22 protein-coding genes are annotated in these 22240 nt (G+C 67.4%); 19 read left to right on the top strand and 3 right to left on the bottom strand.

Annotated features, from left to right (window positions below; translation table 11 throughout):
* The first annotated feature begins 24 nt into the window (after window positions 1–24).
* The 9 genes from ACTJLD_RS27420 to ftsB all read left to right on the top strand — a co-directional run bounded on the left by ACTJLD_RS27420 (window position 25) and on the right by ftsB (window position 10915).
* Window positions 25–1278, top strand: a complete 1254-nt coding sequence (locus ACTJLD_RS27420) for a lipoprotein-releasing ABC transporter permease subunit (RefSeq protein WP_176097745.1) — start codon at window positions 25–27, stop codon at window positions 1276–1278.
* On the top strand, window positions 1271–2029 hold the full coding sequence (gene lolD / locus ACTJLD_RS27415; protein WP_027786974.1) for a lipoprotein-releasing ABC transporter ATP-binding protein LolD: 759 nt from the start codon (window positions 1271–1273) through the stop codon (window positions 2027–2029). Before ACTJLD_RS27420 ends, lolD begins: the two co-directional genes overlap by 8 nt.
* Window positions 2030–2093: 64 nt before the next feature.
* Window positions 2094–2882, top strand: a complete 789-nt coding sequence (locus ACTJLD_RS27410) for a TatD family hydrolase (RefSeq protein WP_027786975.1) — start codon at window positions 2094–2096, stop codon at window positions 2880–2882.
* Window positions 2883–2939: 57 nt separating this feature from the next.
* Window positions 2940–5432 (top strand): DNA internalization-related competence protein ComEC/Rec2, encoded by a 2493-nt coding sequence (locus ACTJLD_RS27405; RefSeq protein ID WP_440660019.1) that lies wholly within the window; start codon window positions 2940–2942, stop codon window positions 5430–5432.
* A 49-nt stretch (window positions 5433–5481) separates the two neighbouring features.
* Complete coding sequence (locus tag ACTJLD_RS27400; RefSeq protein ID WP_031399457.1) at window positions 5482–6327, top strand: alpha/beta fold hydrolase; 846 nt, start codon at window positions 5482–5484, stop codon at window positions 6325–6327.
* Window positions 6328–6508: 181 nt separating this feature from the next.
* Window positions 6509–8167, top strand: a complete 1659-nt coding sequence (locus ACTJLD_RS27395; RefSeq protein ID WP_021157687.1) for a CTP synthase — start codon at window positions 6509–6511, stop codon at window positions 8165–8167.
* Window positions 8164–9018: a 3-deoxy-8-phosphooctulonate synthase gene (gene kdsA / locus ACTJLD_RS27390; protein ID WP_060084351.1), complete on the top strand. Its 855-nt coding sequence runs from the start codon at window positions 8164–8166 to the stop codon at window positions 9016–9018. Before ACTJLD_RS27395 ends, kdsA begins: the two co-directional genes overlap by 4 nt.
* 106 nt (window positions 9019–9124) lie before the next feature.
* Complete coding sequence (gene eno / locus ACTJLD_RS27385) at window positions 9125–10408, top strand: phosphopyruvate hydratase (RefSeq protein ID WP_011352544.1); 1284 nt, start codon at window positions 9125–9127, stop codon at window positions 10406–10408.
* Between the two features lie 81 nt (window positions 10409–10489).
* Entirely contained in the window at window positions 10490–10915 is a 426-nt protein-coding gene (gene ftsB / locus ACTJLD_RS27380) for a cell division protein FtsB (RefSeq protein WP_027786978.1), read from the top strand.
* Window positions 10916–11003: 88 nt separating this feature from the next.
* Here ftsB and ACTJLD_RS27375 read toward each other — a convergent pair whose 3' ends face one another.
* The 3 genes from ACTJLD_RS27375 to ACTJLD_RS27365 all read right to left on the bottom strand — a co-directional run bounded on the left by ACTJLD_RS27375 (window position 11004) and on the right by ACTJLD_RS27365 (window position 13001).
* On the bottom strand, window positions 11004–11366 hold the full coding sequence (locus ACTJLD_RS27375; protein ID WP_027786979.1) for a hypothetical protein: 363 nt from the start codon (window positions 11364–11366) through the stop codon (window positions 11004–11006).
* Between the two features lie 134 nt (window positions 11367–11500).
* The gene (hslO, locus tag ACTJLD_RS27370) at window positions 11501–12451 is read right to left on the bottom strand and encodes an Hsp33 family molecular chaperone HslO (protein WP_027786980.1); all 951 of its coding nucleotides are present in this window, start codon (window positions 12449–12451) and stop codon (window positions 11501–11503) included.
* 25 nt (window positions 12452–12476) lie between these two features.
* On the bottom strand, window positions 12477–13001 hold the full coding sequence (locus tag ACTJLD_RS27365; RefSeq protein WP_021157692.1) for a gamma carbonic anhydrase family protein: 525 nt from the start codon (window positions 12999–13001) through the stop codon (window positions 12477–12479).
* Window positions 13002–13150: 149 nt separating this feature from the next.
* Between ACTJLD_RS27365 and ACTJLD_RS27360 the strand changes: the two genes are divergently transcribed.
* The 10 genes from ACTJLD_RS27360 to ACTJLD_RS27315 all read left to right on the top strand — a co-directional run bounded on the left by ACTJLD_RS27360 (window position 13151) and on the right by ACTJLD_RS27315 (window position 22229).
* Window positions 13151–14008 carry a ferritin-like domain-containing protein gene (locus ACTJLD_RS27360; protein WP_226151547.1) on the top strand — a complete coding sequence of 286 codons (858 nt, stop codon included), beginning with the start codon at window positions 13151–13153 and terminating at the stop codon, window positions 14006–14008.
* Between the two features lie 176 nt (window positions 14009–14184).
* The gene (locus ACTJLD_RS27355; protein ID WP_175757828.1) at window positions 14185–15075 is read left to right on the top strand and encodes an alpha/beta fold hydrolase; all 891 of its coding nucleotides are present in this window, start codon (window positions 14185–14187) and stop codon (window positions 15073–15075) included.
* Window positions 15076–15157: 82 nt separating this feature from the next.
* Window positions 15158–15988, top strand: a complete 831-nt coding sequence (locus ACTJLD_RS27350; protein ID WP_226151592.1) for a 3',5'-nucleoside bisphosphate phosphatase — start codon at window positions 15158–15160, stop codon at window positions 15986–15988.
* A gap of 82 nt (window positions 15989–16070) precedes the next feature.
* Window positions 16071–16703: an L-threonylcarbamoyladenylate synthase gene (locus tag ACTJLD_RS27345; protein ID WP_021157697.1), complete on the top strand. Its 633-nt coding sequence runs from the start codon at window positions 16071–16073 to the stop codon at window positions 16701–16703.
* Between the two features lie 49 nt (window positions 16704–16752).
* Window positions 16753–17415 (top strand): site-2 protease family protein, encoded by a 663-nt coding sequence (locus tag ACTJLD_RS27340; protein ID WP_027786984.1) that lies wholly within the window; start codon window positions 16753–16755, stop codon window positions 17413–17415.
* A gap of 8 nt (window positions 17416–17423) precedes the next feature.
* Complete coding sequence (locus ACTJLD_RS27335) at window positions 17424–18626, top strand: tryptophan--tRNA ligase (protein ID WP_011352534.1); 1203 nt, start codon at window positions 17424–17426, stop codon at window positions 18624–18626.
* Between the two features lie 8 nt (window positions 18627–18634).
* Window positions 18635–19237, top strand: a complete 603-nt coding sequence (locus ACTJLD_RS27330; protein WP_059554211.1) for a class I SAM-dependent methyltransferase — start codon at window positions 18635–18637, stop codon at window positions 19235–19237.
* A gap of 48 nt (window positions 19238–19285) precedes the next feature.
* Window positions 19286–20191, top strand: a complete 906-nt coding sequence (dapA, locus tag ACTJLD_RS27325) for a 4-hydroxy-tetrahydrodipicolinate synthase (RefSeq protein WP_021162674.1) — start codon at window positions 19286–19288, stop codon at window positions 20189–20191.
* 111 nt (window positions 20192–20302) lie between these two features.
* Window positions 20303–21448 (top strand): outer membrane protein assembly factor BamC, encoded by a 1146-nt coding sequence (gene bamC, locus ACTJLD_RS27320; protein ID WP_027786987.1) that lies wholly within the window; start codon window positions 20303–20305, stop codon window positions 21446–21448.
* Between the two features lie 4 nt (window positions 21449–21452).
* Window positions 21453–22229, top strand: a complete 777-nt coding sequence (locus ACTJLD_RS27315; protein ID WP_059699095.1) for an MBL fold metallo-hydrolase — start codon at window positions 21453–21455, stop codon at window positions 22227–22229.
* Window positions 22230–22240: the final 11 nt, after the last annotated feature.

Here is a 22240-nt window from a genome sequence, read left to right as displayed (position 1 = left end):
CCGTAACCAGCAGAAAGGATTCGCTTGAAACTTCCGTACGAATGGCAGATCGGCTGGCGCTACACGCGCGCCGGCAAACGCACGACCGGTAACGGCTTCATTTCCTTCATCGCGCTCGTGTCGATGCTCGGGATCGCGCTCGGTGTCGCGGCACTGATCGTCGTGCTGTCGGTGATGAACGGCTTCCAGAAGGAAGTGCGCGACCGCATGCTGTCGGTGCTCGCGCACGTCGAGGTGTTCTCGCCGACGGGCTCGATGCCCGACTGGCAGCTGACCGCGCAGGAAGCGCGCCGCAATCCGGCGGTGATCGGCGCGGCGCCGTACGTCGACGCACAGGCGCTGCTCACTCGCCAGGACGCGGTGAGCGGCGTGATGCTGCGCGGTGTCGAGCCGACGCTCGAGCCGCAGGTGTCGGACATCGGCAAGGACATGAAGGCCGGCCAGCTCGCCGCGCTCGTGCCGGGCCAGTTCGGCATCGTGCTCGGCGACGCGCTTGCCGGCAACCTCGGCGTGACGGTCGGCGACAAGGTCACGCTCGTCGCGCCGGAGGGTTCGATCACGCCGGCCGGCATGATGCCGCGGCTGAAGCAGTTCACGGTCGTCGGTGTGTTCGAGTCCGGGCACTACGAATACGACAGCACGCTCGCGATGATCAACATCCGCGATGCCGAGGCGCTGTTCCGGATGGCCGCGCCGACCGGTGTGCGGCTGCGGCTGAAGGACATGCAGAAAGCGCCGGACGTGGCGGTCGAGCTGTCGCATACGCTGTCGGGCAGCCTGTACATCCGCGACTGGACCCAGCAGAACAAGACGTGGTTCTCGGCCGTGCAGATCGAGAAGCGGATGATGTTCATCATCCTCACGCTGATCATCGCGGTGGCCGCGTTCAACCTCGTGTCGTCGCTCGTGATGACGGTGACCAACAAGCAGGCAGACATCGCGATCCTGCGCACGCTCGGCGCGCAGCCGGGGTCGATCATGAAGATCTTCGTCGTGCAGGGCGTGACGATCGGCTTCGTCGGCACGGCGTCGGGCGTCGCGCTCGGCTGCCTGATCGCATGGAGCATCCCGTGGCTGATTCCGATGATCGAGCACCTGTTCGGTGTGCAGTTCCTGCCGCCGTCGGTGTACTTCATCAGCGAGCTGCCGTCGGAACTCGTCGCGAGCGACGTGATCCGGATCGGGCTGATCGCGTTCGCGCTGTCGGCTGTCGCGACGCTCTATCCGAGCTGGCGCGGGGCGAAGGTGAAGCCGGCGGAGGCCCTTCGCTATGAATGATCGCGCGACCGCATTCGCGGATTCACGACAACACAACACACAGGATTCGGCAGGTATGCAGGAATACGTGCTTCAGGCGCGCGGGATCACGAAGGCGTTCGTACAGGGCGGCTTCAACGTGCAGGTGCTCGACAATACCGAGCTGACGGTGCGGCGCGGCGAGAAGCTTGCGGTCGTCGGCGCGTCGGGCTCCGGCAAGAGCACGCTGCTGCACGTACTGGGCGGGCTCGACGAGCCGAGCGCGGGCGAGGTGTCGCTGCTCGGCAAGCCGTTCACGCAACTCGCCGAACGCGAGCGCAACGAATTGCGCAACCGTGCGCTCGGTTTCGTCTACCAGTTCCATCACCTGCTGCCCGAGTTCACGGCGCTCGACAACGTCGCGATGCCGCTGCGCATCCGCCGGATGACGACCGAGGCCGCGCGTGCCGAGGCCCAGGCGATGCTCGAACGCGTCGGTCTCGGGCCGCGGGCGAAGCATCGGCCGGGCGAGCTGTCGGGTGGCGAGCGGCAGCGCGTCGCGATCGCGCGCGCGCTGGTCACGAAGCCCGCGTGCGTGCTTGCCGACGAGCCGACCGGCAACCTCGACGGCACGACGGCAGATACGGTGTTCAACCTGATGCTCGAATTGTCGGAAACGCTCGAAACGAGCTTCGTGATCGTCACGCACGATCCCGATCTCGCCGCGCGCTGCGACCGCATCATGCGGCTGCGCGACGGCGTGCTGCACGAGGAGCCGGCGTTGCCGGTGTAAGTGAACGCCGCTGGCCGGCTGCCGGGTTCGTCCCGGCGCGGCGCCAGCGTGCTGGAACATCGCCATGTGGATCGATACGCACTGCCATCTCGATGCCGCCGAGTTCGACGCCGACCGCGACGCGGTCGTACAGGCGGCGCACGCGGCCGGCGTGTCGCGCATCGTGATCCCGAGCGTCGGGCGCGACAACTTCACGACGGTGCGCGAGCTTGCGCACCGCACGCCGGGCGCGGTCTATGCGCTCGGCATCCATCCGATGTATACGCCGCGCGCACGCGACGAGGATCTCGACCTGTTGCGCATGGAAATCGAGGCGAGCCTCGACGATCCGCGCTTCGTCGCGATCGGCGAGATCGGACTCGACTATTTCGTGCAGGGGCTCGACGACGCGCGGCAGCAGTTCTTCTACCAGGGGCAGCTGAAGCTTGCGCGCGAATTCGACCTGCCCGTGCTGTGTCACGTGCGCAAGTCGCAGGACCGCGTACTGGCCGGGCTGCGCCGCTTCGGCGTGCGGCGCGGCATCGCGCATGCGTTCAACGGCAGTTTTCAACAGGCCGAAGCGTATCTCGCGCACGGGCTGCATCTCGGCTTCGGCGGCAACGTGACGTTCACGCGGGCGCTGCAGATCCGCCGGCTCGCGACGCAGTTGCCGCTCGAGGCGATCGTCGTCGAGACGGACGCGCCCGACATCGCGCCCGAATGGGCATACAAATCCCGCAACACGCCCGACCAGGTGCCGCGCATCGGCGACGTGCTCGCCGAACTGCGCGGGATCGACACCGGCGCGCTCTCCCTATGCACTTCGGCTAACGCGCTCGCCGCGCTGCCGCGACTCGCCCTTTCGTCCGCATAATCGTTGCCGGAAGGCGCCGTATTCGCAATGGCGGCGCCGGATCGACGAGGAGGTGCGATGCGCGTGTGGTGGATCGCGTTCGCGCTCGGCGTGGTCGTACTGCAGCGGCAGGCGACGCTGCCGGGTGCGTTCGCATGGACGATCGGTGCGACCGGGCTCGCGGGCTGCGTGGTCCTGGGCGCGTGGTGCATGCGCCGCCGGCGTATGCGCATGACCGTCGCGTTCGGATGGATGCTTTGCGCGCTCGCGGCCTGCGTCGCCGGATTCGGCTACGCGGCCGCGCGGGCCGAATGGCGGCTGGGCGATAGCCTGCCCGTCGAGTGGGAAGGGCGCGACATCGTCGTCACCGGTGTGATCCGGGGGCTGCCCGTGGTCGACGACACAGGTGCGCGGCTGCTGTTCGCGGTCGAGTCGAACGATGCGCGGCTGGCCCGTTTCCCGCCGTTGATCCGTCTGTCGTGGCGCGCGTATGACGCGGCCGCGACGCGCGACGCGCTGCCCGATCTGCGCGCCGCGCAGCGCTGGCGTTTCGTCGTGCGCCTGAAGCGCCCGCATGCGGAGGCCAATCCCGGCGTGCGCGACAGCGAGGCGGCCTGGCTTGCCGCGGGCATTCGCGCCGTCGGTTATGTCAGCGCGCCCCGGCGGGCGGTATTGCTCGATGCGCGCGCGTCGGGATGGCGTGCATCGATCGATCGGCTGCGCGACGTGCTGCGCTCGCGCATCGGCGAGACGCTTGGCGGCGACGCCGGCCATCGCGGCATCGTCGCCGCGCTCGCGATCGGCGACCAGTCGGGCATCGGCGACGACGACTGGCGCGTGTTGCGCAACACGGGCACGAGCCATCTCGTCGCGATCTCCGGCCTGCATGTCGGGCTCGTCGGCGCGATCGCGGGCGGGCTGGTGTCGATGGTCTGGCGTCGCCTGCGCTGGCGCGCCCGGGCCGCGACGCTCGTATTGCCGGCGCCGTACGCGGCCGCGCTCGCCGCGCTGACGGCCGCGGCCGGTTATGCGGCGCTCGCCGGCTTCAACGTGCCGGCGCAGCGCGCATGGTGGATGATCGCGGCCGGCGGCATTGCGTATCTGGCCGGGCGCAGCGTGCCGGCTTCCGCGGTGCTGTGCGCGTCGCTCGGCGGCGTACTGCTTGCCGATCCGTGGGCTGTGCTGTCGGCCGGGTTCTGGCTGTCGTTCGGGGCGGTCGCCGTGATCCTGCTGGCGGTTTCCGGCTGGCGCGCCGTGCGCGAGGCCGATGCGCAAGGCGATGGGGGTGAGGAGGGCGGCGGCACCGCTGGCTTGTCGAACCGGGCGCGCGCGTGGGGTGCACGCGCCGGGCGCCGCATCGCCGAGGCCACGCGCGTGCAGTACGCGGTGACGATCGGCCTCGCGCCGCTGACGGCCGCCTGGTTTGCGCAGATATCGCTGTCGGGCCCGTTCGGCAATGCGTTCGCGATTCCCTGGGTCAGCTCGGTCGTGACGCCGGTCGTGCTGGCCGGCATCGCGCTGCCGGCGCCGTTCGATGCCTATGCGTTCCGGCTTGCGCACGCGGCGCTCGAACCGATGATGACGTTGCTGGGATACCTCGCCGACTGGCCGGCCGGTGTGTTCTGGTTGCGCATGCCCGACTGGCCGGTGCTGGCGCTGGCCTGCGTGGGCGTCGCATGGGCGGTGATGCCGCGCGGCTGGCCGCTGCGCTGGGCTGCGCCGCTCACGTGGCTGCCGCTCGTCGCGCCGGCAGCCGATGCGCCGCCGCCGGGCGGTTTCCGGCTGACCGTGCTCGACGTCGGGCAGGGTGCGGCGGTGCTGGTGGAGACCGCCCGACGGACCTTGCTGTTCGACGCGGGACCGGGCGCGGAGTCGACGCATGCCGGTGCGCGGATCGTCGCGCCGGCATTGCGCTCGCGAGGCATCGCGGTGGTCGATTCGCTCGTGCTCAGTCACGCGCACGCCGATCACGCGGGCGGCGCACCGGCCGTCTATGCGGCTGCCGACGTGCGCCAGCTGCTGGCGGGCATTCCGCCGACGAGCGGGCTGTGGCGCGATGCGATGGCCGCCGGCGTTGCCGACCGGCTGCCGTGCGCGGCCGGGCAGCGCTGGACCTGGGACGGCGTGGTGTTCACGATGCTCTGGCCGTCGGGCGGTCCGGGCGCGGGTTCGTCGAACGGGCAGTCGTGCGTGCTGCGCATCGATGCGGGCGGGACGTCCGCGCTGCTGACGGGCGACATCGAAGCGCCCGTCGAACGCCAGCTCGTGGGCACGGCGCGCGACACGCTGGCCGCGCAGATCCTGGTCGTTCCGCACCACGGCAGCCGCACGTCGTCGGTCGAGCCTTTCCTCGATTCGGTCGGGCCGCGCGTCGCGGTATTTCCTGTAGGCTATCGCAATCGTTTCGGACATCCGCACCGGGCGGTTCTCGCACGTTACGAGGGGCGCGGGATTCCGCTGCCGCGCACCGATCGCGACGGCGCCGTGCGGTTCGACGTCGCGCCGGCCGACGGCGGGTTTGCCTTCGAGCTTCATCGCGACGTTCGGCGGCGATACTGGATGGATCGGTGAGCGCGGCAAGGGCCGCATCAATTCCGGTCGACAAGGGAGACATCGGCGTTTGAAGGATATCCTCCATTTCTCGCATGCGAACGGCTTTCCGGCGTCGACGTACCGCACGATCTTCGCCGAACTGGCCGACGACTACGAGCTGCGCTACATCGAACGGATCGGCCACGACCGCCGCTATCCGGTGACGCGCGACTGGCCGCATCTCGTCGAGCAACTGCTCGACGACATCGGCAGCCGCTACGAGCGTCCCGTCTGGCTCGTCGGCCATTCGCTCGGCGGCTACCTGTCGCTGATGGCTGCGCTGAAGAAGCCTCAATGGGTGCGCGGCGTCGTGATGATCGATTCGCCGATCATCGCGGGCTGGCGCGCCGGCGCATTGCGTGCGAGCCAGTGGGCGGGGCTCGACGAGCGGCTGTCGCCGGCGGCCGCGACGCGCAACCGGCGCACGCGCTGGGTGAGCCGTGACGAAGTCTGGCGGCACTTTCGTGAGAAACCGGCGTTCGCCCGCTGGGACGAACGGATGCTGGCCGACTACATCGACTACGGGATTCCGCAGGCCGGGGCCGACGGCGAGCGGGCGCTCGCGTTCGACCGGCAGGTCGAATACCTGATCTACCGGACGCTGCCGCACACGCTCGGCCCGAGGCTCGCGCACGGCGCGCCGGTGCCGCTCGGTTTTCTCGCCGGCACGCGTTCGCGCGAGGTGCGCCAGGTCGGGCTCGATGCGACGCGCCGCGCGGCGCGCGGCCGCGTCGAATGGCTGGAAGGCAGCCACCTGTTCCCGATGGAGCGGCCGCTCGAGACCGCCCGCGCATTGCAGCGGATGCTGAATTCGCTGAAGGCAGCCGAGGGCGACGTGTCGCAGGGCGGCGCCCCGCTCGCGAAGCGCGCCTGACGCCGGGCCGGGTGACCGGGCCGCGCCGCCAGTGCGTGCGGCTGCGCCGGCCGGCGGGGGGGCTTCGCCCCGGCGCCCACGGCTGGTGCGGGGCGGCGCGAAAGGGCGCGATCATCGAGTCAATTGCTGAGAGAAGGGCGGGCTTTACGGTATAATCCGTTTTTCCCGCGAGCATTCAGCGATGACCAAATATGTTTTCGTCACCGGCGGCGTAGTTTCTTCCCTCGGCAAGGGTATTGCCGCCGCCTCCCTCGCCGCGATCCTCGAATCGCGCGGTCTGAAAGTCACCCTCCTCAAACTCGATCCCTACATCAACGTCGACCCCGGCACGATGAGCCCGTTCCAGCACGGCGAAGTGTTCGTGACGGAAGACGGAGCGGAGACCGACCTCGACCTCGGCCACTATGAGCGCTTCATCAGCACGAAGATGCGCAAGGCCAACAACTTCACGACCGGCCAGATCTACGAATCGGTGATCCGCAAGGAACGCCGCGGCGACTATCTCGGCAAGACCGTGCAGGTCATTCCGCACATCACGAACGAAATCCAGGCGTTCATCGAGCGCGGGGCGGCATCGGCCACCTGCGGCGAGCCGGATGTCGCGATCGTCGAGATCGGCGGCACGGTCGGCGATATCGAATCGCTGCCGTTCCTTGAAGCCGCGCGCCAGATGAGCCTGCGCCTCGGCCGCAACAGCGCGTGCTTCGTGCACCTGACGCTGGTGCCGTACGTCGCGACGGCCGGCGAGCTGAAGACGAAGCCGACCCAGCACAGCGTGCAGAAGCTGCGCGAGATCGGCATCCTGCCGCACGTGCTGCTGTGCCGTGCGGACCGCCGCATTCCGGACGACGAATCGAAGAAGATCTCGATGTTCTCGAACGTGCCGGAAGACGCCGTGATCTCGGTGTGGGACGCCGACAGCATCTACAAGATTCCGCAGATGCTGCACGACCAGGGCCTCGACCGGATCATCTGCGAGGAACTGAAGCTGTCGCCGAAGGACGCCGACCTGAGCATGTGGTCGGAACTCGTCGAGAAGCTCGAGAACCCGAAGCACGAAGTGACGATCGGCATGGTCGGCAAGTACGTCGACCTGACCGAGTCGTACAAGTCGCTGATCGAGGCGCTGCGCCACGCATCGCTGCACACGTCGACCAAGGTCAACATCGAATACATCGACTCGGAAGAGATCGAGTCGAACGGCGTCGACAGCCTGAAGCACCTCGACGCCGTGCTGGTGCCGGGCGGTTTCGGCCGTCGCGGCACGGAAGGCAAGATCGCGGCGATCCGCTATGCGCGTGAAGCCAAGGTGCCGTATCTCGGCATCTGCCTCGGCATGCAGCTCGCGGTGATCGAATTCGCACGCGACGTCGTCGGCCTGAAGCAGGCGAACAGCACGGAATTCGAGCCGGACACGCCGGAACGCGTGGTCGCGCTGATCACCGAGTGGTATGACCGCGACGGCAAGGTCGAGACGCGCACCGAGGAATCCGACCTCGGCGGCACGATGCGCCTCGGTTCGCAGCGCTGCCCGATCAAGCCCGGCACGATGGCCGAGGAAATCTATGGCAAGGACGTGAACGAACGCCATCGCCACCGTTATGAAGTCAATAACCGCTTCGTGCCCCAGCTCGAAGCCGGCGGCCTTATCATCAGCGCCCGTACCCCGAGCGAGGATCTGCCGGAAATGATGGAGCTGCCGCGTTCGATGCACCCGTGGTTCGTCGGCGTCCAGTTCCACCCGGAATTCACGTCCACGCCGCGTGACGGTCATCCCCTCTTCAAGTCGTTCGTCGAAGCCGCGCTCGCCAACAAGCAAGCGCGCGGAGTGCAAGCATGAAGCTGTGCGATTTCGAGGTCGGTCTCGACAAGCCTTTCTTCCTGATCGCGGGTACCTGCGTCGTCGAGTCGGAGCAAATGACGATCGACACGGCAGGCCGCCTGAAGGAAATCTGCGCGAAGCTGAACGTTCCGTTCATCTACAAGTCGTCCTACGACAAGGCGAACCGCAGCTCGGGCAAGTCGTTTCGTGGCCTCGGAATGGACGAGGGCCTGCGGATCCTGTCCGAGGTGAAGCGCCAGCTCGGCCTGCCGGTGCTGACCGACGTGCATTCGATCGACGAGATCGAGCAGGTCGCGTCGGTCGTCGACGTGCTGCAGACGCCCGCGTTCCTGTGCCGCCAGACCGATTTCATCCAGGCGTGCGCGCGCTCGGGCAAGCCCGTCAACATCAAGAAGGGCCAGTTCCTCGCGCCGCACGACATGAAGAACGTGATCGACAAGGCGCGCGACGCCGCACGTGAAGCGGGGCTGTCGGAAGACCGCTTCATGGCGTGCGAGCGCGGTGTCTCGTTCGGCTACAACAATCTCGTGTCGGACATGCGTTCGCTCGCGATCATGCGCGAGACGAGCGCCCCGGTCGTGTTCGACGCGACCCACTCGGTGCAGTTGCCGGGCGGGCAGGGCACGAGCTCGGGCGGCCAGCGCGAATTTGTGCCGGTGCTTGCCCGTGCGGCAGTCGCGACGGGCGTCGCGGGCCTCTTCATGGAAACGCACCCGAATCCGGCCGAGGCAAAATCGGACGGCCCGAACGCGGTGCCGCTGAACCGGATGGGCGCGCTGCTGGAGACCCTCGTCACGCTCGACCAGGCGGTGAAGCGCCACCCGTTCCTGGAAAACGATTTCAATTAAAGATCGAATGAACCTTGCGACGGTTTCGCGCGTCAGTAGCGAAAGCGGTTCGGGCGCGTGCGCCGTCGCAGTTTGAAGAATCCATCGTCATTCTCAGAGGAAACCCATGAGTGCAATCGTAGATATCATCGGCCGCGAGATTCTGGATTCGCGCGGCAACCCCACCGTCGAATGCGACGTGCTGCTCGAATCGGGCACGATGGGCCGCGCGGCCGTGCCGTCGGGCGCGTCCACCGGCTCGCGTGAAGCGATCGAACTGCGCGACGGCGAAGCCGGCCGCTACAACGGCAAGGGCGTGCTGAAGGCGGTCGAGCACATCAACACCGAAATCTCCGAAGCCATCATGGGCCTCGACGCGTCGGAACAGGCGTTCCTCGACAAGACGCTGCTCGAGCTGGACGGCACCGACAACAAGTCGCGCCTCGGCGCGAACGCGATGCTGGCCGTATCGATGGCCGTCGCGAAGGCGGCCGCCGAAGAGGCCGGCCTGCCGCTGTACCGCTACTTCGGCGGTTCCGGCGCGATGCAACTGCCGGTGCCGATGATGAACATCGTCAACGGCGGCGCGCATGCGAACAACAGCCTCGACATCCAGGAATTCATGATCGTCCCGGTGAGCCAGCCGACGTTCCGTGAAGCCCTGCGTTGCGGCGCGGAAGTGTTCCACGCACTGAAGAAGATCCTGAGCGACCGCGGCATGAGCACGGCAGTCGGCGACGAAGGCGGCTTCGCGCCGAACTTCGGCAGCAACGACGAGTGCCTGTCGACGATCCTGCAGGCGATCGAGAAGGCCGGCTACCGTGCGGGCGAAGACGTGCTGCTCGCGCTCGACTGCGCGGCATCCGAGTTCTATCACGACGGCAAGTACCAGCTCGCGGGCGAAGGCCTGCAACTGTCGTCGGCCGAATTCACCGACTACCTCGCGACGCTCGCCGACAAGTTCCCGATCGTGTCGATCGAGGACGGCATGCACGAAAGCGACTGGGAAGGCTGGAAGCTGCTGACCGACCGCCTCGGCAAGAAGGTGCAGCTGGTCGGCGACGACCTGTTCGTCACGAACACGCGCATCCTGAAGGAAGGCATCGAGAAGGGCATCGCGAACTCGATCCTCATCAAGATCAACCAGATCGGTACGCTGACCGAAACGTTCGCGGCCATCGAAATGGCGAAGCGCGCAGGCTACACGGCCGTGATCTCGCACCGCTCGGGCGAAACGGAAGATTCGACGATCGCGGATATCGCGGTTGGCCTGAACGCCGGTCAGATCAAGACGGGTTCGCTGTCGCGCAGCGACCGTATCTCGAAGTACAACCAGCTGCTGCGCATCGAGGAAGATCTCGGCGACATCGCGAGCTACCCGGGTAAATCGGCTTTCTATAACCTGCGCTAACGCGCTACTATCGGGTTCGTCATATCGACGCCGCTCTGTGCATGTGCGCGGAGCGGCGCTTCTTATATCTGCGTTTCTTACATGCGGCTTGTCACTGTCGTCCTGATTGCCTTGCTGGCGCTCATTCAGTACCCCCTATGGTGGGGACACGGCGGCTGGCTGCGGGTGCATGAATTGCGTCAGCAGCTCGACGACCAGCTCCAGAAGAATGCGGACGAGAAGCTGCGCAACGAGCGCACCGCCGGCGAAGTGCAGGATCTGCAGAGCGGCACCGCGGCCATCGAGGAGCGCGCGCGCTACGAGATGGGCATGGTGAAGGACGGCGAGGTGTTCGTGCAGTTCGTGTCGCCGAATGCGCCGGCCGCGCCGCTGAACAACATGCCGTCGAATACGTCGACGCGCGGCGCCGTGTCCGCGGCGCCGGTGCGCGTCGTGCCGAATCCGCAGTCGATCGCGAAGCCGTCGCGGCATCATGGCGGCGACAAGGGCAAGGCCGCACATCACTGACACGATCGTTCGAACCCATTGAAAAAGCGCGGGAAATGCCGCGCTTTTTTATTTCCTGCCGGTAGTCAATCGGCTGAGCGATGGATGCTCACCACCACCATCCCGGGTAACCGTAGCTGATACCCGTGCCCCAGCGATTGCCCCATCCGCCGTAATACCCGCCGTAGACGGTCACGGGCGGCGGCGAGTAATAAGCCCACGCGCGCGCGGCTGCCTCGGCTGCCATCGCGCTGTTCTGTTCGCGCAGCACTTGCTGGTCGATCTCGTCATAGCGCTTGCGTTCGGCGCTCGACAGCGCGGGCGGCTGGCCGCCCGATGCGCCGGGTTCGGGCAGGCGGCTCAGGATCGTGGAAGTCGGCGGCGGCATCGCGCAGCCGGCAAGCGCGAGCGTGCAGGCGGCAACGCTCGTCAGGACGACGGTTCGAAACGGGAGACGAAGCGGGCGATTCATGTGTTTCTCCTGCAGCGCGCCGACGACGGGAAGCGGCTTGCGCCGAAGTGCGGGACTTCGGCGCGCGAGCCTTGCGTGCGACGCTCGTGCGTCATTATGCGCCCGTGCCCGGACGGCGGGCATCGGGTCGCCGCTCAGTGACGCTGTTCGGTCGCGGGCGCGATGCCCGTCTCGACGCCGGGTGCCGCGAACAGCTGCGCGACGTCGACCGGATCGAATTCATAGCGCTGATTGCAGAACTCGCAATGGATCTCGACGTGGCCACGCTCGACGATCACGCTGTCGACTTCTTCGCGGCCGAGCATCCGCAGCATCGCACCGACCTTCTCGCGCGAGCACGAGCACTGGAAGCGCGTGCCGGCCGGCTCGAAGTGCTGCACGTTTTCCTGCCAGAACAGCCGGCGGAACACGACTTCCGGCTCGACCTCGAGCAGTTCCTTGGCGGACAGCGTGCCGCCGAGCGTGCAGACGCGTTCCCACGTATCGGTATCGGTTTCGGCGTTGCGCGGCACGATGCCGCCGTCGCCCGGCAGCTTCTGCAGCAGCATGCCGACCGCACGGTCGCGATCGGCCGCGAGCCACATCCGCGTGTCGAGCTGCTCCGAGTGATGCATGTAATGCTCGAGCACCTGCGAGACGGATTCGAGCGGGCCGTCGACGCCGTTCAGCGGCACGATGCCCTGGTAGGGCTGCTGGCCCGGCAGCTTGTCGGCCGGGTCGAGCGTGATCACGCAACGGCCATGACCGCTCGCGTTGACGAGAGATGCGAAGCTGGTGTCGTCGCCGATCGTCTGGGCGGCGTCGCCGGCGAACTTCGCGGTGGCCCGCATCGACAGATCCGAGCCGCACTGGACGACCAGCATCTGGACCGGCCCGTCGCCGAAGATCTGCATGATCAGGGTGCCGTTGAATTTCAGGTTCGCGGACAGCAGCGCGCATGCGGCCATCATCTCGCCGAGCACCGTGCGCACGGGGGCCGGGTAGTCGCGGCGGGAGAGCACTTCCTGCCACGTATTGCGCAGCGAAACGATCTCGCCGCGCACGGGCGCCGCATTGAACATGAATTTCTGTAACTGGTCGCTCACTCTTCTTCCTTGAAATCCGTGCGAATCACCCGATTCGCACGAGTTGCTCCTTGAAATGCGCACGCCGCTCGACGTACGTCTTCGCGTTCGTGCGCAGCCGCGCGATGTCTTCCGCCGTCAGCTCGCGCACGACTTTCGCCGGTGCGCCGAGAATCAGCGAATTGTCCGGGAACGTCTTGCCTTCGGTCACGACCGCGCCGGCACCAACCAGACAGTTGCGGCCGATTACCGCTCCATTCAAGACCACCGCCTGAATCCCGACCAGCGACCCCTCGCCGATCGTGCAGCCGTGCAGCATGGCCTGGTGCCCGATCGTCACGTTTTCGGCAATCGTCAGCGGAAAGCCCGGGTCCGTATGCAGTACCGCGCCTTCCTGGACGTTGCTGCCCGCGCCGACGGTAATCGTCTCGTTGTCGCCGCGAATCGTCGCACCGAACCAGACGCTCGCGTTCTCCTCGAGCACGACCTTGCCGATGATGGCCGCCGTGTCGGCGACGAATACGCTTTCGTGGATCGTCGGGGCCGTATCGCCCAGCTTGTAGATCGTCACGGAGTCTCCTTGTCTCTTCGATGATGGGCGCCGGTAGAATGGCGCGTCCGGTTTGCCCGGCGCGTTCGCATTGCGCCGCGGAACAATCGCCTATTGTAAACCGTCGCGTGCGTGCGCTCCCGCGATGCGCGCGCAGGGTGTCCCCGTTTATGAGCATGGAGTCTTCTTCTTTCGGCGATGCGCGTGCCTGCGTGCGCCGCGCCGCGCTTGTCGCACTGCGTGACGCAGAACCCGCGGCCAAGGCCTCACAGGTGCGCTCGCTTCACGATGCGCTGCTGGCCGGGCGGGCGACGATCGCCCCATCGCTCGAATTGCCCGAGCCGGCCGACTTGCCCGGGCGCCCGGCGCGCCCGCCGCTGGTCGAGCCGCGCCAGCTCGAGCGACGCAGCATGCGTTCGCCCGAAGGGCGCGCCGTGCTGCTGCACGCGCTTGCCCATATCGAGTTCAATGCGATCAACCTCGCGCTCGACGCCGTCTGGCGCTTCGCGGGCCTGCCGAACGCGTTCTACTCGGACTGGCTGAAGGTGGCGGCCGAGGAGGCGTACCACTTCACGCTGCTGTCCGACCGCCTGGCGGCATTCGGGCATGCGTACGGCGATTTTCCCGCGCACAACGGCCTGTGGGAGATGTGCGAGCGAACCAAGGGCGACGTGCTTGCGCGCATGGCGCTCGTGCCGCGTACGCTCGAGGCCCGCGGGCTCGACGCATCGCCGCCGATCCGCGCGCGGCTCGTACAGGCGGGCGACGAGGCGTCGGCCGCGATCCTCGACGTGATCCTGCGCGACGAAATCGGCCATGTCGCGATCGGCAACCGCTGGTTCCGGCATCTGTGCGACGAAGCCGGCCGCGATCCCGTGCCGACCTACCGGCAGCTCGCCGAGCAATACCATGCCCCGCGGCTGCGCGGCCCGTTCAATTTCGACGCACGCCGCGATGCCGGATTCGAGCAGGCTGAACTCGACGAACTGGCCGCGCAGGACGGGGCGGACGGAAGCGCGCCGCGCTGACCCGCTCGGGTTCGGCTGCGTTTCGACCGCCGCCGGCTGTCCAGGGCACCCGGCAGATGGCGCGTCCCGGCGGCCCGTGCGCGCCGGCGCCGCTAGAGCAGCGCCTCGACTGCCGACCACCGGAAAGAAAGCGCCGCCGCTATAATCGAACGACCATTCTTTTTTGAGCGGCTGCGATGAGTGCCTCGAGTTCTGTTTCCGATTTCGTCATGGTGCGCGGCGTCCAGCTGCATGTCCGGCGCTGGGGCCGGCCCGATGCGCCGACGCTGTTCATGCTGCATGGCTGGATGGACGTCGCGGCGTCGTTCCAGTTCGTCGTCGATGCGCTCGCGGGCGACTGGCAGGTGATCGCGCCCGATGCGCGCGGCTTCGGGCTGTCCGACTGGCCGGTCGCGCGGCAGGGTGGCGGTCACTACTGGTTCCACGAATATCTGGGCGATCTCGATGCGCTCGTCGACCACTATGCGCCGGTCGGCGAAGTCAACCTGGTCGGGCACAGCATGGGCGCGAACGTCGTGTGCCTGTATGCCGGCGCACGGCCGGAGCGCGTGCGGCGCGTGGTCGATCTCGAGGGTTTCGGGCTCGCGCCCGCGCGGGCCGAGCAGGCGCCGCGCCGGCTGCGCGGCTGGCTCGACGAGTTGCGCGAACCGCCCGCGCTGCGCCCTTATGCGTCACTCGACGACGTGGCGGCGCGCCTGACCAGGACCAATCCCCGGCTGGACCCGCGTCGCGCCGCGTTCCTCGCCGCGCACTGGTCGAAGCGCGGCGACGACGGCCTCTACCACCTGCTGGCCGACCCCGCTCACAAGATGCCGGGCCCGCTGCTGTACCGGCTCGACGAAGTGATGGCTACCTGGGCGCAGGTGCGTGCGAAGGTGCTGCACGTCGAGGCCGTCAACTCGCCGACGCTCGCACACATCGCCGGCGATATCCCGCTGCCGGAATTCAAGGCGCGTTTCAACGCGTTTCCCGACTGGCGCGAGAAGCTCGTCGAGGATGCTGGCCACATGGTGCATCACGACCAGCCCGAGCAGATCGCGGCGCTGATCGAGGCGTTCTGCGCGTAAGCCGCGCGTCGTCAGCGGCGGGGCAGGCGGGCGGCGCATTGCCGCGTTGCAGTAGAATGAAGCCTTACCTGCCATGCCGACAATGAACGCCGATCTCCACTGCCATTCGAATGTTTCCGACGGGTTGCTGTCGCCTGCCGACGTCGCGCGCCGCGCCCATGCCGGCGGCGTGACCCTGTGGGCGTTGACCGACCACGACGAAATCGGCGGTCAGGCGGCGGCGCGTAGCGAGGCGGAAGCGCTCGGCATGCGCTACCTGAGCGGCGTCGAGATTTCGGTCACGTGGGCGTCGCGCACCGTGCACATCGTCGGCCTGAACATCGATCCCGCGAATCCGGTGCTCGTCGACGGCCTGTATCGCACGCGCCACGGCCGCGCGGCGCGCGCGCTGGCGATCGGCGAGCAGCTCGCCACGCTCGGCATTCCCGGCGCGTACGAAGGCGCGCTGAAGTACGTATCGAATCCCGACCTGATCTCCCGCACGCATTTCGCGCGGTTTCTCGTCGAGAACGGCCATGCCGAATCGACGTCCGACGTGTTCGATCGCCTGCTCGGCGACGGCAAGCCCGGGTTCGTCCCGCACCGTTGGGCGACGCTGCCCGACGCCGTCGCCTGGATTCGGGCGGCCGGCGGCGAAGCCGTGGTCGCGCATCCGGGCCGTTATCGCTATACGCCCGTCGAATTCGACGCGTTTTTCGGCGAGTTCATCGATCTGGGTGGCCGCGCGATCGAGGTCGTGACGGGCAGCCACACGCCCGACCAGTACCGCGAATACGCGGACGTCGCACGCCGCTTCGGCTTCGAGGTATCGCGCGGCTCGGATTTCCATGCGCCAGGCGAGGGCCGTGTCGAGCTCGGCGGCCTGCCGCCGCTGCCGCCCGACCTGACGCCGGTCTGGGAGCGCTGGCTCTGACACCGGGCGGCGGTCTGCCGCCCGCGTTGCCGCCGGCGCGCGCATCCGATTTCTCTTCCTTTACGTACCCCCACGTACCCCCATGTCCCAGTTCTTCAGGATTCATCCGGATAATCCGCAACCGCGCCTGATCAAGCAGGCCGTGGAGATCGTCAGCAAGGGCGGCGTGATCGCGATGCCGACCGATTCGAGCTATGCGCTCGCGTGCCATCTCGACGACAAGGACGCGGTCGAGCGGGTGCGCCGGATTCGCGGCCTCGACGAGAAGCAGCACCTGTCGCTGCTCGTGCGCGACCTGTCGGAGCTCGCCAACTTCGCGATGGTCGACAACCGCCAGTACCGCCAGATCAAGTCGGTGACGCCCGGCCCGTACGTGTTCATCCTGCAGGCGACCAAGGAAGTGCCGCGCCGGCTGTCGCATCCGTCGCGCAAGACGATCGGGTTGCGCGTGCCCGATCACGCGATCACGCTCGCGTTACTGGAGTCGCTCGGCCAGCCGCTGCTCGGCACGACACTGATCCTGCCGCCGGACGACGAGCCGCTCAACGATCCCGAAGACATTCGCGCGCGGCTCGAGAAACAGGTCGATCTCGTGATCGACGGTGGCGCGTGCCCGCGCGAGCCGTCGACGGTGATCGACCTCACCGGCGACGAGCCTGAGCTCGTGCGCGCGGGGCGCGGCGCGCTCGAGCCGTTCGGCCTCTCGGCGCCGTAAGCGCGCCGTTCCATTTTTTGCGCGAGTGCGCTTGTTACAATAACGCGATATGGATGCTTCCCTGATACAGACCATCGCCGTCTACGCGCTGCCCGTGATCTTCGCGATCACGCTGCACGAGGCCGCGCACGGCTACGCCGCCCGCCTGCTCGGCGACAACACCGCCTACATGATGGGACGCGTGTCGTTCAACCCGATGCGCCACATCGATCCGCTCGGCACGATCGCGATTCCGCTCGCGATGTATTTCCTGACGGGCGGCGCGTTCCTGTTCGGCTATGCGAAGCCGGTGCCGGTGTCGTTCGGCAACCTGCGCGATCCGCGCTGGGGCAGCCTGTGGGTATCGCTCGCGGGGCCGGCCTGCAACTTCGTGCAGGCGCTGATCTGGGGCGTGCTGACGCTCGTGCTGCCCGCCGTCGGCATCGACGAGCCGTTCTTCACGCGGATGGCGTTTGCCGGCGTCAGCGCGAACCTCGTGCTGGGCGTGCTGAACCTGTTTCCGCTGCCGCCGCTCGACGGCGGCCGCATCCTGGCGGCGCTGCTGCCGACGAAGCAATCGATCGCGCTGTCGCGCATCGAGCCGTACGGTTTCATCATCGTCCTCGCGCTGGTCGCGACGGGCGTGCTGACGAACTTCTGGCTGCGCCCGCTCGTCAACGTCGGCTACGCCGTCCTGAGCGCCATCCTGTCCCCATTCGCCTCGCTTTTCTAACGACAATCATGTTCCCTGAACGTATTTTCTCCGGCATGCGACCCACCGGGTCGCTGCACCTCGGTCATTACCACGGCGTGCTGAAAAACTGGGTGAAGCTGCAGTCCGAGTACCCGTGCTTCTTCTGCGTCGTCGACTGGCATGCGCTGACGACGCACTACGAGACTCCCGAGGTCATCGAGAAGAACGTGTGGGACGTGCTGATCGACTGGCTTGCGTCCGGCATCGATCCGGCCCAGGCGACGCTGTTCATCCAGAGCAAGGTGCCCGAACATGCCGAACTCGCGCTGCTGCTCGGCATGAGCACGCCGCTCGGCTGGCTCGAACGCGTGCCGACCTACAAGGAGCAGATGGAGAAGCTGAAGGACAAGGATCTGTCGACCTACGGCTTCCTCGGCTACCCGGTGCTGATGGCGGCCGACATCCTGCTGTATCGCGGCTCGCTCGTGCCGGTCGGTGAAGACCAGGTGCCACACGTCGAGATGACGCGCGAGATCGCGCGCCGCTTCAACTACCTGTACGGCCGCGAGCCGGGCTTCGAGGAGAAGGCGCTCGATGCCGCGAAGAAACTCGGCGGCAAGCGCGCGAAGCTCTATCACGAGCTGCGCAATGCATACCAGCAGGAGGGCGACGACGAGGCGCTCGAACAGGCGCGCGCGATGCTGCAGGAATCGCAGAGTCTGTCGATGAGCGACCGCGAGCGCCTGTTCGGCTATCTCGAAGGCGCGCGCAAGATCATCCTCGTCGAGCCGCAGGCGCTCCTCACCGAAGCATCGCGGATGCCGGGTCTCGACGGGCAGAAGATGTCCAAGTCGTACGGCAACACGATCGGCCTGCGTGAAGACGCCGAGACGATCACGAAGAAGGTCCGCACGATGCCGACCGATCCCGCGCGCGTGCGCCGCACCGATCCGGGTGATCCCGACAAGTGCCCGGTGTGGCAGCTGCACCAGGTCTATACGGACGAAGCGACGCACGACTGGGTGCAGAAGGGCTGTCGTTCGGCGGGCATCGGCTGCCTCGATTGCAAGCAGCCGGTCGTCGAAGGGATCCTGCGCGAGCAGCAGCCGATGCTCGAGCGTGCGCAGAAGTACATGGACGATCCGTCGCTGCTGCGCGCGATCGTCGCGGACGGTTGCGACAAGGCGCGCAAGTATGCGACGGAAACGATGCGCGACGTGCGCGACGCGATGGGCCTGTCGTACAACTGATCGACCGCATGAGCGCATCCGTCATCGCCGCCGCGGGCGGCCACGTCGCCCAGGCCGAGCCGTCGCGCTGGGTCGCGCAATGGTCGCGGCTCGTGCCGGCAGGCGGCGCGGTGCTGGATGTCGCCGCGGGCGGCGGGCGCCATGCGCGCTGGTTCGCGTCGCGCGGGCATCCGGTCGTCGCACTCGACCGCGACCCGGTCGCGCTGGCCGCGTTGCGTGCGATTCCGGGCGTCGACGCCCGTGACGCCGATCTCGAAGGCGCGCCGTGGCCATTGCCGGCCGGCGAGCAGTTTTCGGCGGTGATCGTCACCCATTATCTGCATCGTCCGCTCTGGCCCCATCTGCTCGATGCGGTGGCGCCGGGCGGCGTGCTCATCTACGAAACCTTCGCGCAAGGAAACGAATCGGTCGGTAAACCGTCCAACCCCGCGTTCCTGCTCGCCCCGGGCGAGCTGCTGGATGCCGTGCACGGCCGCCTGCGGGTGGTGGCGTACGAGGACGGGTTCGTTGCCGCGCCGCGCGAGGCGTTCGTCCAGCGTCTCTGCGCAGTGCGCGAGGGCGCGACCCCGAAGGCGGGGGCGGGAATTCCACGTTACGAACTGCCCGGCTAATCCGCTACAATCTCAACGTTTACCGGTACATAACCTCAATCGCGTTTCATGGCTAACGGCACCCAAGACGGCATTCAAATCCGCGGCAGCATCCCCGCGATCGTCACCCCGATGCTCGAAGACGGCAGTCTCGACCTGCCGGCGTTTCGCAAACTGATCGACTGGCATATCGCGGAAGGCACCGATGCGCTCGTCGTGGTCGGTACGAGCGGCGAGTCGGCAACGCTCAACGTCGAAGAGCACATCCTGATGATCCGCACGGCGGTCGAGCATGCGGCGAAACGCATCCCGATCATCGCGGGCGCGGGCGGCAACTCGACCGCCGAGGCGATCGAGCTGACGAAGCACGCGAAAGCTGTCGGCGCGGACGCGACGCTGCAGGTCGTGCCGTACTACAACAAGCCGACGCAGGAAGGCATGTACCGTCACTTCAAGACGATCGCCGAAGCGGTCGACCTGCCGGTGATCCTGTACAACGTGCCGGGCCGCACGGTCGCGGACATGGCGAACGAGACGATGCTGCGCCTCGCGGAAGTCCCGGGCATCATCGGCGTGAAGGAAGCGACCGGCAACATCGATCGCGCCGCGCACCTGATCAAGGCTGCACCGAAGCATTTCGCGATCTATAGCGGCGACGATCCGACGGCAATCGCGCTGATGCTGCTCGGCGGCCACGGCAACATCTCGGTCACGGCGAACGTCGCACCGCGTGCGATGAGCGAGCTGTGCCGCGCGGCGCTGGCCGGCGACGTACAGACGGCCCGCGAACTGCACATGAAGCTGCTGTCGCTGCACAAGAACCTGTTCATCGAGGCGAACCCGATTCCGGTGAAGTGGGCGCTGCAGGCGATGGGCAAGATGCAGGGCGGCATCCGGCTGCCGCTCACGGCGCTCGACGAGCGCTGCCACGATGCCGTGCGTTCGGCCCTCGTCGAGGCCGGCGTCCTCGCCTGATGCCGGGGCGGCCGCGTCCTGCGGCCGCCGGCTCGTACCCTGATCAACCCGCACCGGCCGGCTCCGTCCGGCGCCGCTCCTGACGAGCGTTCTAGCAAGACGAAGGATTTCATGAAACGTTTCGCCTTTTCCTCTCGCGCCATCCAGATGTCGGTGGTGGCGCTGGCGCTGGGCGCGCTCGCCGGCTGCGATACGCTGAACGACTATCTGGCCCCCGACCGGGTCAACTACAAGAACACCGGTTCGGCGCCGCCGCTCGCGGTGCCGAGCGACCTGAAGCCGGTGCCGACGACGCAGCAGTTCGTCGCGCCGCCGAGCAACGCCGGCCTCGGCACGCTGCCGCCGCGGGCCACGACCCAGGCCGGCAACGCGACCGACGGCATTCCGAGCGCGCAGGATCCGTTCGGCATGCACATCGAGCGCGACGGCGACCGCCGCTGGCTCGTCGTCGATGGCCGGACGCCCGAGCAGCTGTGGCCGATCCTGAAGGAGTTCTGGCAGGAGAACGGCTTCTCGCTGAAGACCGACGCGCCGTCGACGGGCATCATGGCCACCGACTGGGCCGAAAACCGCGCGAACATTCCTGACGACTGGTTCCGTCGCACGATCGGCAAGGTCATCGATTTCGCATACTCGTCCGGTACGCGCGACCGCTTCCGTACGCTCGTGAACCGCACGTCGGACGGCAACACCGACATCTCGATCACGCACAGCGCGATGGAAGAAATGATGGTCGGCCCGCAGGGCGGCACGTCGTCGCGCTGGGAGGAGCGTCCGCGCAACCCGGTGCTGGAAGCCGTGTTCCTGTCGAAGTTGATGCAGAAGTTCGGCCTGACCGATGCGCAGGCGAAGCAGCTGCTGACCGATGCACGCCCCGCGACGGCGCCGGCGCAGGTCAGCGACGCGAGCAACGGCGCGGCAACGCTGCAGCTGGCCGAGTCGTTCGACCGTGCGTGGCTGCGAGTGGGTCTGGCGCTCGACCGGACCAACTTCACGGTCGACAATCGCGACCGCGAGAAGGGCGTGTACACCGTGCGCTATGCGAATTCCATGGAAGAGCTGAAGCGTGACGGCCTGTTCGGCAAGCTGTTCTACGGCGGCCCGGCGGCCGCGAAGCCGGGCAAGGAATTCCTGGTCAACGTGCGTGCGCAAGGCAACGGCGGCACGCAGGTCGCGGTGATCGGCGCAAACGGTCAGGTCGACAACTCGTCGGACGCGCAGCGGATCATTTCGCTGCTCCACGCGCAGCTGAACTGAGCGCGTGCGATTCGCCAGCCTCGGAAGCGGCAGCGAAGGCAACGCGCTGGTCGTCGAGGCCTCGAGCGGCACGACGACCACCCGCGTGCTGCTCGATTGCGGCTTTTCCGCCAAGGAGGTCGAGCGTCGGCTCGGCCGTCTGAATCTCTGCATCGGCGATCTCGATGCGATCCTGATTACCCACGAACACAGCGACCACGTCGGCAGTGCGCTGACGCTCGCCCGCCGGGCGTCGCTGCCACTCTACATGAGCTGGGGCACCGCGCGCGCGGTCGGCGCGGACGAGGCCGATGTCGACCTCCACGTGCTGTGGGGCGACGAGACGGCCGCGATTCGCGATCTGGCCGTGATGCCCTATACGGTCCCTCACGACGCGCGCGAGCCGCTCCAGTTCGTCTTTATGGACGGCTGCAGCCGGCTCGGCGTGCTGACGGACGTCGGCATGGCCACGCCGCACATCACGACGGTACTGAGCGGTTGTGACGCGCTGGTGCTCGAATCCAACCACGACACCGCAATGCTGGCCGCGAGCCGCTATCCGCAGTCGCTGAAGGCGCGCATCGGCGGCAACCACGGCCACCTGAGCAACGACGCGGCGGCGGCCATCCTCGCATCGCTTGAGCGCAGCCGTCTCCGGCACTTGGTCGGGGCGCATCTGAGCCAGCAGAACAACCTGCCGGAACTGGTCCGCCAGGCGTTTGGCGGCGTACTGGGGACGAACGGGGAGGACGTGATCGTAGCCACGCAGGACGCGGGCTTCGACTGGCTGGCGCTCGAATGAGCGGGGCAGGG

Origin of the sequence: Burkholderia sp. 22088 (genome assembly GCF_052045915.1) — a bacterium.
In the GTDB taxonomy this organism is placed as follows: Bacteria; Pseudomonadota; Gammaproteobacteria; order Burkholderiales; family Burkholderiaceae; genus Burkholderia; species Burkholderia cepacia.
This window is presented reverse-complemented; position numbering and strand designations above follow the sequence as displayed.

What these genes read in the sequence shown, in the direction of transcription:
- lolD (WP_027786974.1), top strand. Translation starts at nt 1,271, where the DNA reads ATGAATGATCGCGCGACCGCATTCGCGGATTCACGACAACACAACACA.
- ACTJLD_RS27410 (WP_027786975.1), top strand. Translation starts at nt 2,094, where the DNA reads ATGTGGATCGATACGCACTGCCATCTCGATGCCGCCGAGTTCGACGCC.
- ACTJLD_RS27405 (WP_440660019.1), top strand. Translation starts at nt 2,940, where the DNA reads ATGCGCGTGTGGTGGATCGCGTTCGCGCTCGGCGTGGTCGTACTGCAG.
- ACTJLD_RS27395 (WP_021157687.1), top strand. Translation starts at nt 6,509, where the DNA reads ATGACCAAATATGTTTTCGTCACCGGCGGCGTAGTTTCTTCCCTCGGC.
- kdsA (WP_060084351.1), top strand. Translation starts at nt 8,164, where the DNA reads ATGAAGCTGTGCGATTTCGAGGTCGGTCTCGACAAGCCTTTCTTCCTG.
- eno (WP_011352544.1), top strand. Translation starts at nt 9,125, where the DNA reads ATGAGTGCAATCGTAGATATCATCGGCCGCGAGATTCTGGATTCGCGC.
- ftsB (WP_027786978.1), top strand. Translation starts at nt 10,490, where the DNA reads ATGCGGCTTGTCACTGTCGTCCTGATTGCCTTGCTGGCGCTCATTCAG.
- ACTJLD_RS27375 (WP_027786979.1), bottom strand. Translation starts at nt 11,366, where the DNA reads ATGAATCGCCCGCTTCGTCTCCCGTTTCGAACCGTCGTCCTGACGAGC.
- ACTJLD_RS27360 (WP_226151547.1), top strand. Translation starts at nt 13,151, where the DNA reads ATGAGCATGGAGTCTTCTTCTTTCGGCGATGCGCGTGCCTGCGTGCGC.
- ACTJLD_RS27355 (WP_175757828.1), top strand. Translation starts at nt 14,185, where the DNA reads ATGAGTGCCTCGAGTTCTGTTTCCGATTTCGTCATGGTGCGCGGCGTC.
- ACTJLD_RS27350 (WP_226151592.1), top strand. Translation starts at nt 15,158, where the DNA reads ATGAACGCCGATCTCCACTGCCATTCGAATGTTTCCGACGGGTTGCTG.
- ACTJLD_RS27345 (WP_021157697.1), top strand. Translation starts at nt 16,071, where the DNA reads ATGTCCCAGTTCTTCAGGATTCATCCGGATAATCCGCAACCGCGCCTG.
- ACTJLD_RS27340 (WP_027786984.1), top strand. Translation starts at nt 16,753, where the DNA reads ATGGATGCTTCCCTGATACAGACCATCGCCGTCTACGCGCTGCCCGTG.
- ACTJLD_RS27335 (WP_011352534.1), top strand. Translation starts at nt 17,424, where the DNA reads ATGTTCCCTGAACGTATTTTCTCCGGCATGCGACCCACCGGGTCGCTG.
- ACTJLD_RS27330 (WP_059554211.1), top strand. Translation starts at nt 18,635, where the DNA reads ATGAGCGCATCCGTCATCGCCGCCGCGGGCGGCCACGTCGCCCAGGCC.
- dapA (WP_021162674.1), top strand. Translation starts at nt 19,286, where the DNA reads ATGGCTAACGGCACCCAAGACGGCATTCAAATCCGCGGCAGCATCCCC.
- bamC (WP_027786987.1), top strand. Translation starts at nt 20,303, where the DNA reads ATGAAACGTTTCGCCTTTTCCTCTCGCGCCATCCAGATGTCGGTGGTG.